The organism is Salinivibrio sp. IB872 (genome assembly GCF_001995345.1).
GTDB lineage: Bacteria > Pseudomonadota > Gammaproteobacteria > Enterobacterales > Vibrionaceae > Salinivibrio > Salinivibrio proteolyticus.
Genome location: NZ_MUFO01000013.1, coordinates 1 through 11778, shown reverse-complemented (window position 1 = coordinate 11778; position 11778 = coordinate 1). Strand labels below are relative to the sequence as shown.

General features: G+C 50.6%; 12 protein-coding genes. 7 read left to right on the top strand and 5 right to left on the bottom strand.

Annotation, left to right across the window (positions count from 1 at the left end; all coding sequences use genetic code 11):
* Positions 1 to 55 precede the first annotated feature (55 nt).
* Both BZJ18_RS07310 and BZJ18_RS07305 read left to right on the top strand, forming a co-directional pair.
* Positions 56 to 820, top strand: a complete 765-nt coding sequence (locus tag BZJ18_RS07310) for a substrate-binding periplasmic protein (RefSeq protein WP_077455932.1) — start codon at positions 56 to 58, stop codon at positions 818 to 820.
* 60 nt (positions 821 to 880) lie between these two features.
* Positions 881 to 1666, top strand: coding sequence for a substrate-binding periplasmic protein (locus tag BZJ18_RS07305; RefSeq protein ID WP_158011263.1), 786 nt, complete (start codon positions 881 to 883; stop codon positions 1664 to 1666).
* On the opposite strand, the gene tcdA is transcribed toward BZJ18_RS07305, so the two are convergent.
* Positions 1667 to 2485, bottom strand: coding sequence for a tRNA cyclic N6-threonylcarbamoyladenosine(37) synthase TcdA (tcdA, locus tag BZJ18_RS07300; RefSeq protein ID WP_077455930.1), 819 nt, complete (start codon positions 2483 to 2485; stop codon positions 1667 to 1669).
* Positions 2486 to 2512: 27 nt separating this feature from the next.
* On the bottom strand, positions 2513 to 3433 hold the full coding sequence (locus BZJ18_RS07295; RefSeq protein WP_198532214.1) for a LysR family transcriptional regulator: 921 nt from the start codon (positions 3431 to 3433) through the stop codon (positions 2513 to 2515).
* A 98-nt stretch (positions 3434 to 3531) separates the two neighbouring features.
* On the opposite strand from BZJ18_RS07295, the gene BZJ18_RS07290 reads away from it, so the two are divergent.
* The 3 genes from BZJ18_RS07290 (at position 3532) to BZJ18_RS07280 (ending at position 6833) form a co-directional block, all read left to right on the top strand.
* Complete coding sequence (locus BZJ18_RS07290) at positions 3532 to 4860, top strand: aspartate aminotransferase family protein (RefSeq protein ID WP_077455928.1); 1329 nt, start codon at positions 3532 to 3534, stop codon at positions 4858 to 4860.
* A gap of 28 nt (positions 4861 to 4888) precedes the next feature.
* On the top strand, positions 4889 to 5719 hold the full coding sequence (locus BZJ18_RS07285; protein WP_077455927.1) for a 3-keto-5-aminohexanoate cleavage protein: 831 nt from the start codon (positions 4889 to 4891) through the stop codon (positions 5717 to 5719).
* A gap of 142 nt (positions 5720 to 5861) precedes the next feature.
* Complete coding sequence (locus tag BZJ18_RS07280) at positions 5862 to 6833, top strand: TAXI family TRAP transporter solute-binding subunit (protein WP_069588547.1); 972 nt, start codon at positions 5862 to 5864, stop codon at positions 6831 to 6833.
* 74 nt (positions 6834 to 6907) lie between these two features.
* On the opposite strand, the gene mltA is transcribed toward BZJ18_RS07280, so the two are convergent.
* Positions 6908 to 7987, bottom strand: a complete 1080-nt coding sequence (gene mltA, locus BZJ18_RS07275; protein WP_077455926.1) for a murein transglycosylase A — start codon at positions 7985 to 7987, stop codon at positions 6908 to 6910.
* Between the two features lie 236 nt (positions 7988 to 8223).
* Between mltA and BZJ18_RS07270 the strand changes: the two genes are divergently transcribed.
* The gene (locus BZJ18_RS07270) at positions 8224 to 8448 is read left to right on the top strand and encodes a hypothetical protein (protein WP_069586647.1); all 225 of its coding nucleotides are present in this window, start codon (positions 8224 to 8226) and stop codon (positions 8446 to 8448) included.
* A gap of 73 nt (positions 8449 to 8521) precedes the next feature.
* Here the strand turns inward: BZJ18_RS07270 and BZJ18_RS07265 are convergent, their stop codons facing one another.
* Entirely contained in the window at positions 8522 to 8872 is a 351-nt protein-coding gene (locus tag BZJ18_RS07265; protein WP_101494780.1) for a DUF2850 domain-containing protein, read from the bottom strand.
* 241 nt (positions 8873 to 9113) lie between these two features.
* Between BZJ18_RS07265 and argA the strand changes: the two genes are divergently transcribed.
* A complete protein-coding gene (gene argA, locus BZJ18_RS07260) occupies positions 9114 to 10439 on the top strand; it encodes an amino-acid N-acetyltransferase (protein WP_077455925.1) in 1326 nt (441 codons plus the stop codon).
* 15 nt (positions 10440 to 10454) lie between these two features.
* On the opposite strand, the gene recD is transcribed toward argA, so the two are convergent.
* A partial coding sequence (gene recD / locus BZJ18_RS07255) for an exodeoxyribonuclease V subunit alpha (RefSeq protein ID WP_108743132.1) occupies positions 10455 to 11778 on the bottom strand: 1324 nt, incomplete at its 5' end.

Genomic DNA, 11778 nt, shown 5'->3' with positions numbered 1-11778 from the left:
TTATTTCTCCTGCACTATACTCCTCTCATAGTCACGAGAACGATCAGGAGGCAGTATGAGACTGATGGTGCAATGGGGATGCGCATTGTTGCTGCTCCTTCCAATGATCACGCATGCGCAACCAATCCGCCTAACATCAGGAGAATACCCTCCTTTTATTTCGCAACACCTCCCCAACCAAGGCCCATTAACTGAAATTATTGTGTTGGCCACCGAAGAAGCTAATCTCGATGTGTCTTTTGGTTATTTTCCTTGGCATGAGTCGATGGCGCTGGCTCAGCAAGGTCAGTGGGACGGTACGGTTGGCTGGGCTTTCACCGAAGAGCGCGCACTGGATTTTATCTATTCAGATGCCATTTATACCGAAAGTGCCGTTTTCTTTTATCTCCGAGATAAAGCATTCGATTGGTCAAAGCCCGAGGATTTAGCCGGTCTTGCGGTCGGTGTCGGCCTTGGATATATCGACGTCAAGACACTGAGCCAATTACAAAAATCCGGTATCGATGTGAAGTTACAAGAATTTGCCAAAGAAGAGGATAAACTCCACGCCTTATTGAATAATCAGATTGATCTTGCACTAGGCAACAAAGATGTTTTGCAGCACATCATTAAAACGACGCTCAGTACAGAGCAAGCTCGTCAGTTGACACATCACCCCCATCCCTTTCGCGTTACTCCCTTACATGTGCTGTTTAGTCGTCAGATTGAACAAGGGTACGATCATTCCCGCGCATTCAACAAAGGGTTACGACGCATAAAAACGGATGGTCGCTATCAAGCCGTTTGGAATCAATTTCGACGGCAAAAAATGTCGGAATAGTCTCAGTTGAAGATTCATCGACATTGGTTTTGGTAAATGTCCGTTGACTTTGGAGTTGTTATGTGGCGATGGCTAATCATTTTATTCGCGTTCAGCCTCCCGGTGGTTGGTGTTGCCACGCCCAATTTGGTGCTCACGTCTGGCGACTACCGTCCATTTATTTCTGATCAATTGGCACATCAAGGGGTGTTGGCGCATATCGTCAAAGAAGCTGGCAAGCAACAGGGCATGGAGATAGAGATCAAGTTTGTCCTTTGGAAGCAAGCCAAAATAGAGGCACAAACCGGTAAAGCACACGGCACGGTTGGTTGGGGCTATACCCCAGAAAGAGAGCGCGACTTTATTTATTCAGCCCCCATTTATACTGAGTCTGTGGTCTTTTTCCACCTCAAAAATCGCTACTTCGATTGGCAGTCTTTAGAGAGTCTCAATGGTCTCAACGTCGGTATTAGCGAAGACTATATTGAAGACAATATGCTGGAAACCTTTAATCAAGAGGGTGGCAGCGTCATCATCCACAAATACCCGAACGAGTTCGAGAAGGTGAAAAGCTTACTAACCGGTCAAAGTGATGTGATTATCGGCAATCAATACGTCATCCATGACGTGGTGCGTAATCAACTTCGCAACGACGAAAGTCGTCACATCACATTTAATCCCAAGCCGCTTCGAGTGACTCCATTACATGTCTTATTCAGTCGTCAACACCCCCAAAGCGCACTGTGGGTCAGTCAGTTTAATCGAGGATTACGCCAGTTAAAGATGAGCGGTGACTACCAGCGCGCTTGGAGTGCATTTCGTATGGGAGAGTATGGGCTGATCGGCATCCCCGCCGAGCAGCCGTAGTTAATCGGCTTGGCGTCGTTTATCCGCCTCAATCAATTTGTGTAAAATGCGCGACACCGCGACGAACCCGAAACTGGCCGTCACCATGGTTGCCGCACCAAAACCACTGGCACAATCCATTCGCTTCGGCCCTTGCGCAGATGCCTTGCTTTCACAGACACTGCCATCAGGTTGTGGGTATTTGAGTTGCTCGCTTGAAAAGACACAGTCAATCCCAAATTTTCGACCTTGAGTCTTAGTAAAGCCGTAAAAGCGACGCAAATTGTTACGCAGCTTCGCCGCGAGTGGGTCTTGAATCGTTTTAGTCAAATCCGCCACTTGGATCTGGGTGGGATCGATCTGTCCACCCGCGCCACCTACGGTAATGACTTTGATTTTGTGCCGCTTGCAGTAAGCCAACAAGGCCGTTTTGGGCTTGATGCTATCGATTGCATCGAGCACATAATCAAAGCGCTTGTCGATATACTCAGCAATGTTATCCGGCGAGATAAAATCATCAATCACAGTCACTTGGCATTCTGGATTGATTGCTGTCACACGCTCGGCCATCACCTCGCTTTTGCTTTGGCCAATGGTCGCTTTCAAAGCATGGATTTGTCGATTGGTGTTGGTGACACACACATCATCCATATCAATCAGTGTGATGGCCCCAATCCCTGTTCGAGCCAGCGATTCMACTGCCCACGATCCCACGCCACCAATACCAATGACACAAATATGGCTCTGGTGAAACACCTCAAGCGCACGGCGTCCATATAAACGAGCCGTACCGCCAAAACGTTGCAGATAGGATTCTGATAGGGATTGTGTCATAACCATAGTCTTCATTGATCGCGCAGACAGGCGTTATACCGACTTGCTGATGGGATGTCTAGCCGGATCCCCTTTGAGGGCATCATACAACCAATTGATCACGTGCATAACCGCTGGCGAGCGCTGCTTATATCGCGCGCTGTAAAGATAATAGCCATAGCCGCTATCGATACTTAACCCCAACGGATTCACAATCTGATCGTTTGACAGGGCAGCTGAGGCCATAAAGGTGGGGATTAATGCCATCCCCATCTGTTGTTTTACGCCTTCAAGCGCCATAAAAAAGTGCTCAAACCCCGCTCCGTATTGCGGATTGCTGTCAGCTAGCCCAAATTGTTGCCAAAACTGCTCCCACAGTGAAGGGCGCGTCAAATGAGATAAAACCGGCACTTCTGATAACAACGCGGTCCGATCCAAAGGCTCTGGTAGCAAGGTCACTGATGCAACAAGCGATAAGTGTTCGTGAATCAAACAGACTCCTTGCGCGCCTGCCTGCTGATGAGGCTGACAGCGGATTAAAATATCCAGTTCACTTTCTTTCCCTTGGGGCACATAGTCACTGGCACTGACCACCACAGAAATATCAGGATGCTGCGATTTAAACACTGGCAGCTGAGGGATCAACCAAAGGCTAGCAAACGAGGGCGGCACCAATAAGCTGACGGACTCATGCCTTGCACTTTGCTGACGCGCTTGCGCCGTGGCATTGGTGATATCATTGACGCTGGCCGATATCATAGTTAAATAAGGCTCTCCGACTCTGTTTAGTCTTACTCCCCCAGCATGTCGCTCAAAAAGTGGTTGACCAATTCCTTCTTCGAGCTGCTGTATTTGCTTGCTCACCGTACTTTGGCTGACATGCAATACCTTCGCGGCTTCTGAAAAACTTCCTGTTTGAGCCACCGCAATCAGTGTTTGAAGCGAGCGCATCGACGGCAAACGCACATTCATCATCCCATTCCTTTTTTGCATGCCTGATGAAAATATATCCTTTGCGGTTTAAAACACAAGTTCACCATACTGAGTTATCACGCTTGCATTGAGGCCCTCGTATGAGTCATGTCTTTCACCGTCACTGTCATCATCTTCCCCCTACCATTGCCAGTGGTAATGGGATGTACTTAATCGACACTCAAGGTAACGAGTATCTCGATGCATGCGGAGGCGCAGCCGTCTCTTGCCTTGGGCACAACCACCCTACCGTGTTAGAGGCTATCCACCGTCAACTGGATGCTATTCCTTATGCGCATACCGGCTTTTTTACCTCCGCACCGAGTGAAGCACTTGCCGAGAAGCTGGCTGATCTTGCCCCTACTTCCATCAACCATGCTTACTTGGTCAGTGGTGGATCTGAGGCAATGGAAACCGCCCTCAAGCTCGCTCGCCAGTACTGGGTGGAAGTTGGTCAGCCGCAGCGTCAACGCTTTATTGCCCGACGGCAGAGCTATCACGGCAACACGCTTGGCGCGCTGTCCGTGGGTGGCAACGCATGGCGACGCGCTCCCTTTGCGCCTTTATTGATGGATACCAGTTTGATTGCCCCTTGTTACGCCTATCGCGATCAACGTCCCGATGAGACCGCTTACGAGTATGGTCAGCGGGTGGCCAACGAGCTTGAAGCCATGCTGTTAGAAAAAGGGCCGGAAACCGTCATTGGGTTTATCGCAGAACCTGTAGTGGGGGCGACAGCCGGTGCATTGACCGCAGAAGCGGGATATTTTTCTCGTATTCGCGCCATTTGCGATCAGTATAATATTTTGCTGATCCTCGATGAAGTCATGTGCGGCACGGGACGCACCGGTCGCTTTTTCGCTTTTGAACATGAAGGCATCGTTCCGGATATTGTCGCCATCGCTAAAGGACTGGCTGCTGGTTATCAGCCCATCGGCGCCACCTTGGTCAATGATCGTCTCTATGAGGCGATTGCATCTGGGTCAGGCTTTTTTCAACACGGCCATACCTTTATGGCTCATCCAACGGCATGTGCCGCTGCCTTAGCAACACTCACCACACTTGAGCAAGAAGGATTAGTTGACGCGGCGGAAAAACAAGGTAAGGCGCTTAAAACGGCGCTACATCATCAGTTTGATTCACACCCTTTTGTCGGCGACATTCGCGGACGTGGACTGTTTGTCGCGTTGGAGCTCGTGGAAGACAAAACCAGTAAGCGTCCCTTTTCATCTGATCTCGCGCTCCATCAAACGATAAAACACACCGCCATGCATAACGGGCTGATGTGTTATCCCATGGGCGGTACCATTGATGGTAAGCAGGGGCATCACATCTTACTCGCACCGCCCTATATCATTGAATCAACTCATATCGCGGCCATCACCGACAAGTTAGCACTAACATTAGAGATGTGCTTGCCTTCTCAATAACGATACATTGATAGACGAGGGGAAAAGAATGCAAGACGCAAGGACGATCATGGTTGCCCCCAATGGTGCACGCTTACAGCCCACACACCACCCGAATGTGCCTGTCACCAACGAACAGCTTATTCACTGCCTGCACGAATGTGCCGAGGCAGGCGCAACCATGGCCCACATCCACGCCCGCGATCAACAGGGAGCCCATAGCCTTGATCCCGCGCTAAACCAAACGCTATATCAGCAAGTGATGGATGCCGTCGGCGATCGCATGGTGATTCAACTCACCACCGAGGCCGTAGGCCGCTATTCTCCCCAGCAACWGATGGCTCTTATCCGAACCGTCAAACCGGAAGCCGCTTCCTTTGCGCTCAGAGAGCTTGTTCCTGATCATCAACCGACTCACCAAGCCGTGAAAGATTTTTTTGCTTGGACAGTGGAGGCGCGCATCTACAGTCAGTTTATTCTCTATCACCCTCAAGAATTGGCACGCTATTACGCGTTACGAGAACAAGGCATTCTTCCCTCGCAAGGTCATCACCTGCTTTTTGTTGCGGGCCGCGACCGAACGCCTCCCAGGGGCGCACCGGAAGATATCGTCGCCATGTATCAAGCTCGTCACTTAGATGACACTGTTCCGTGGTCTGTCTGTGCATTTGGCCAGCGAGAGCTTTCCTGTTTAACCACGGCCGCCTTGCTAGGAGGAGATATGCGGATTGGTTTTGAAAACAACACCTTCGATGTCCATGGTCGCGCAGCCCCCAATAACGCATACCAGATCACACAACTGCGCAACACGCTGGAAAAGCTGGGATATTGTACTAAACCTGTACAAGCATTGAGGCAAACCATGACCCAGTCGTTTTAACCCAATACTATTGCTTGCAAATATTGTTAAAAGATTGAAAAAATAGCGCGGTGACACTTTTTTGTCATATTTGCATCGAGTGTCATACCATCTTCGAGGGTGCGCCCGGATAGCAACCTCTAACTAAAAAGGAATCTTAAGCATGAAAGCGATGAAACCGACTCTGATTGCGCTCAGCTTTTCCGCTGCACTAGGAACCGCAGCAACCGCTCAAGCAAATCAGTTTGTGACCATTGGTACCGGTGGTGTTACTGGTGTTTATTACCCTACGGGTGGTGCAATCTGCCGTCTGGTCAATAAAAGCAAAGATGACCATGGTATTCGCTGCTCAGTAGAGAGTACGGGCGGTTCTATTTACAACATCAATACTATCCGTGCTGGCGAGCTAGATATGGGTATCGCCCAGTCTGACTGGCAATATCACGCTTACAAAGGCACCAGCAAGTTTAAAGACCAAGGCGAGTTCAAAGATCTGCGCGCGGTCTTCTCGATCCACCCTGAACCCTTTACTGTGGTCGCACGTGCGGACGCAGGGATTAAAACCTTTGATGATCTGGCTGGCAAACGCGTCAACATTGGTAACCCAGGATCAGGTCAACGCGGTACCATCGAAGTATTGATGGACCAAATGGGTTGGGATATGGACAAGTTCGGCCAAATCTCTGAGCTAAAGGCGGCGGAACAATCCAAGGCATTGTGTGACAACAAAATTGATGCCATGGTCTACACAGTCGGCCACCCAAGTGGCGCAATCCAAGAAGCGACCACTGCCTGTGATAGCGTGTTAGTGGAAGTGGCGAACGACGCCGCTAAACAGCTGATTGCTGACCGTGATTACTACCGTAAAGCCGTGATCCCAGGTGGCATGTACCGTGGTAACGATGGCGATGTCACTACGTTCGGTGTCGGTGCGACCTTTGTATCATCGACTCAAGTACCAGACGACGTGATTTACAACGTCGTTAAAGCGGTGTTTGAGAACTTCGATGATTTCCGCCGTTTGCACCCAGCCTTTGCGAATCTGAAGAAAGAAGAAATGGTAAAAGATGGCTTGTCTGCACCGCTTCATCCCGGCGCAGCACGCTACTATCGTGAAGCTGGCTTGATTGAATAATCAATCACGCTCAAAGGAAAAGCGAGCATTCAATGCTCGCTTTTTTATCGCTTCAACTCGGTGAATGACACTCTCTAAGGCTGACTCGCAAGCTGGGGCGCCAACGCTTCAAGCTTCCAAACTCGGCCAAAGTGTTTGTAATGCCCCGCACGTTCTCCAGCGTCATTGCCCATACCGTGGTACAAATCAAGATGATTTTCTTTCACCGCCCCACCGGTATCTAATGCCATTAACAGCTTGAGTACATGCTCACCTGTCCAGTTGCCTTGCTCATCCAACTGAGGCACTTCAGCCAGTAGCACACTCCCCATCGGTAAGTAACGTCTATCCGCCGCCACAGACGCGCCGGCTTTCAACGGAATCCCTGCCGTGCCACTCACAGGATCTGCGGCCTTAGGCGTGAAGAAAACATAAGAGGGGTTTTGCTCCAGTAACTCACGAACTTCCTCTTCACCGTGAGCCGCCACCCAATCTTTGATCGCTTTCAGCGACATTTTTTCACGCGGCACTTCGCCGTTTTCAATCAAGACTTTACCGATGCTGACGTAAGGGTGCCCATTCTTGCCACCGTAGGCAAAATACTCGAGTTGGTCGTTATCGCCAAAGTGGACAAAACCACTGCCCTGAACTTCCATAATAAAGTTATCAATCAAAGAAGCGCTGTAGCCCAGCTCTAATCCCAACCCATCTAAGGCTCCATCGTAAATCGCTTTGCGATCTGGGCAGTCGTCATCGCAAAAGGGTTTGGCATAAACCGGATAGCGGAACAAGGCATCGGGTTGATGGCGCATCTCAATCACTGGTGAGAAATAGCCGGTAAACATCACGTTACCAAAGTCATCACCACCGCCCATTTGGTCGACACCCAGTCCAAAATCAGCAAGTGCTTCCACATTGCCTCCTGCATCCAGCCACGCTTGCAAACGCTGGTATACGGCTTGGTGCTTGGCCACTAGCGAAGGCGATTTCGCTTTCACTTCGGCTAACTGATCATTAAACAGACTAAAGTCACGTGGGCTATCAGACACCACATGTGGCACTGGAGTTAAAATTGATTCAAACCGCCCATCAACATATTGTTGACCACGGTCAGTGGGACGTACACACCCTGCGAGTGCAACCACACACCCCATCACGACTAACGCTTTTTTCACACTGTAATCCAATCAGTTAGTTTGTAGCGCTAAGGCTCGCAAAAAGACCTACACTTCGCAATCACTTCTCATCGCCAAGTTGTAACTGCCTGCAAATCAATACACATTGAATGTGATCAAACCTCGCTTACCAGCCTGAAACAGGCGACATTCATGAAAGTGTCATATAATTGTTATGTACTGTGTCTGAAACAAAATTGCATAATAAATGCAACATCAAGGGAGTACAGGTTGCTATGGATCTGAAAGTTGGGCGTTCAACGCTTCTTGATACCGATGCAGTGGAATACCAATGGATTCGAATGATGGCCAGTGAGGGCTGCACTCGAAACACTATCAATACCAGCATTCAACGTTGTCTCGGTGGCGATGAAACCACCGCCGATATCCTTCGCCGCGTGGCCATGAAGCAGTGTTCGGTTAATGAACTGCTTTCATCTCTCGACGCGGTTAAATACTAGCGTGTAAAGTGGCGCCATATTGCCATTGATCGCAATTGGCGCCTCTTCACTTGCAGCAGCGCTGCGCGCAAACTTAATTCGCCTTACCGAACATAGACGTATAGTGCGCTGGCGATAGCCTTTCTAGCGTTGATTTATTCTCTACGCGATACAGATACTCTTGTGTGCCAATCGTGTACGACAGCTCATCGCCATCAAACGTATAAGCGGTAGTCGCACGACTGCCATTGGTATAAATACCATCCGAGCGCACCTCAAAACGGTCAGCCGCATAAGGGGCCACCTCTAGTTCCACCCACTCACCGTATAAATCTTTTTTGGTCATATCAGGGGCAAAAAACTCGGGGCGAGTTGCCACAAGAAAACTGGCGCCACCCGCTAGAATAATAAACACCAGTAAAAATATTTGTTTGGTCAACCGCACGCTACAACCTCACTCACTGATAATCAGGACATTTTAACCAATCCCATTGTCTACTTTAGACGCGGTTTGCAAATCTTGTGAGTTTGGTTCCCAAACAGACGCTAACTTGCCTACGTCACCTTGCCTCTTTATCGCTCGGGCGCGCAGACGACAGCGCATAGTAAAATGACTAAAGGCTTGACACTTATCACCCAAAGAGAATAAAAAGGCACTATAAGTGAATATTTAGACGGATAGACACGTGAAGATAAGAAGTACCGCACTGGTTAAAGGATTTCGTCAATCGGCGCCGTATGTCAACGCTCACCGAGATAAAACCGCGGTGATCATGCTGGGTGGCGAGGCGATGGCGGATGAGAACTTTCAGAATATCGTCAATGATATCGCCCTACTCAATAGCCTGGGCATGAAACTAGTATTGGTGTTTGGCGCCCGCCCGCAAATCAATCGTGCTCTTAATCAGTACGGACTGGAAACGCCTTATCACAAAGGTATTCGCATCACCGACAGCCACGCGCTTGAAGTGGTCAAACAAGCGGCCGGTCAAGTGCAGCTCGACATTACGGCGCGTTTATCCATGGGGCTCAACAACACCCCAATGGCGGGCGCTCAGATCAATGTGATCAGTGGTAATTTTGTTATTGCGCAACCCTTGGGCGTCGATGATGGGATTGATTATTGCCATAGTGGCAAAATTCGCCGCATCGATATTGACGGCATTCAGCGCCAGCTCGATCAAAACGCGATTGTGCTGATGGGGCCAGTAGCCAGCTCAGTCACAGGCGAATGCTTTAACCTCACCTCCGAAGAAGTGGCGACTCAGGTCGCGATTCGGTTACGCGCAGACAAGTTGATTGGCTTTTGCTCCGAACAAGGGGTCTTAAACCAAGACAATGAGGTAATTTCTGAGTTACTGCCCACCCAAGCCCAGCCACTTCTAGAAGCGAGAGAAGCCGCTGGCGATACTGGCTCTGGCACCAGTCGCTTTTTACGAGGCGCGATTGCTGCGTGTCGCGCGGGCGTTACGCGTAGCCATTTGATCAGCTATAAAAAAGATGGGGCATTAATCCAAGAGCTGTTCTCGATTGAGGGGATCGGCACCCAGATCGTGATGGAGCGTGCCGAAAAAGTGCGCCAAGCYCAGATTGACGATATCGGTGGGATCTTGGATTTGATCCGACCTTTGGAGCAACAGGGGATCCTAGTGCGCCGCTCGCGAGAACAATTGGAGCAAGAAATCCCACGCTTTACCATCATCGAACGGGATGGGTTAGTGATAGGCTGCGCCGCACTCTATCCGTTTAATGAAGCGCGTACCGGCGAGATGGCATGTGTTGCTATTCATCCAGACTACCGTGATGGCGACCGCGGCGTCATGCTCCTCAATCACCTCAAGCAACGTGCCAAAGCCAAAGGGCTCGAGACCATTTTTGTGCTCACCACTCACAGTTTGCATTGGTTTTTGGAACAAGGCTTTTTGCTCTCCGATGTGTCAGCACTCCCCAACACTCGCCAAGAGCTGTACAACTATCAGCGCCGCTCTAAGGTGCTGACCTTAGCGCTTTAGCAGACTTCACTGCACTCAAGGCGCTATCAAGGCATCCGGCAAACCACTATAACGGGCGGTGCGTGCGCCTACACCGTGGCGCAGCACCGGCCAAGACGCGTAAAGATCAAGCTGGTGCTTCGCCCGCGTGATGCCGGTGTAAATCAGCTCGCGGGTGATCACCGGTGAAATGGTGGGCGGACACACCAACACCGTATGCGCAAACTCCGAGCCCTGTGATTTATGCACCGTCATCGCAAACGCGGTTTGATGGGCGGGCAGACGGCTGGCAAGCAAATAGCGCACCTCGCCATCGTGGGTTTCAAACGCTACTCGCGTAATCCCCCTTTGCTGCACCGCAATCCCAATGTCACCGTTATACAGCCCCAGGGCATGATCGTTTTGCAAAATCATGATCGGTCGGCCGTGATACCAAGTGTCACGCTCTTTGGCGATCAGCCCTGCCGACGCCAAGTGCTGCTCAATGGCTTGGTTGAGACCTGCGACGCCAAATGGACCTTCAGTCAATGCACACAACAAACGAAATTGGCTAAAGGCACTCAGCACGTCCGCCATTGATGACGGGGTTTCGAGCGTTGCATTATCGAGTGTCGTTAAGTAATCGCGATATCCTGTCACCGCTTGTTGCATCAGGGCCTGATAGCTGTCATCACTCAACACATGGTGGGCAATATCGCTATAGCCGCGTTTTAACACCGCCCCCACCTCAGCCATTTCTCCTCGGTTCACCGCAAAGGCGAGCTGGCCAATGCCGGATTGGGCATCAAAGCGATAACTCTTGCGCAGCAGACACAGAGCACTAGCAATCGCTGGCGCGTGCGGGTTTTCGGGTACATCAAAGCCTGTTAGCTGGCTTAAACGCACTGCTTGCGCCGCTGGATAGCCCGCCTCGGCGTACTGACAAATATCGCCTAGCACCGCCCCCGCTTCCACAGAGGCAAGCTGATCTTTATCCCCCAGCAAAATAATACGTGTTGAGGGCGCCAAGGCATCGAACAGCTGTGCCATCAAGGGCAAGTCCACCATCGAGGCTTCATCGACAATCAACACATCCGCATGCACGGGATTATTTTTATGATGGCGAAACGCCACTCGCTGCGGAATCGCCCCTAATAATCGGTGAATGGTACTGGCTTGGGTCGGTAGCGCCGCTTTCACGTCATGAGCAACAGGCAAGGCGGCAATCGCCCGCCCTAGTGATTCAGTCAATCGGTTAGCGGCTTTACCGGTCGGGGCGACCAGTTTGATAGTGAGCGCTGCAGACGTTGCGCGTTCAGCGTGGTGCGACGCCACCAGCGCTGCCAACAAACGGGCGACGGTAGTGGTTTTCCCCGTACCC

Bases quoted from the DNA above. Each gene is read 5' to 3' on its own strand.
- BZJ18_RS07310 (WP_077455932.1), top strand. From the start codon at position 56: ATGAGACTGATGGTGCAATGGGGATGCGCATTGTTGCTGCTCCTTCCA.
- BZJ18_RS07295 (WP_198532214.1), bottom strand. From the start codon at position 3,433: ATGATGAATGTGCGTTTGCCGTCGATGCGCTCGCTTCAAACACTGATT.
- BZJ18_RS07305 (WP_158011263.1), top strand. From the start codon at position 881: ATGTGGCGATGGCTAATCATTTTATTCGCGTTCAGCCTCCCGGTGGTT.
- BZJ18_RS07270 (WP_069586647.1), top strand. From the start codon at position 8,224: ATGGATCTGAAAGTTGGGCGTTCAACGCTTCTTGATACCGATGCAGTG.
- BZJ18_RS07280 (WP_069588547.1), top strand. From the start codon at position 5,862: ATGAAAGCGATGAAACCGACTCTGATTGCGCTCAGCTTTTCCGCTGCA.
- BZJ18_RS07290 (WP_077455928.1), top strand. From the start codon at position 3,532: ATGAGTCATGTCTTTCACCGTCACTGTCATCATCTTCCCCCTACCATT.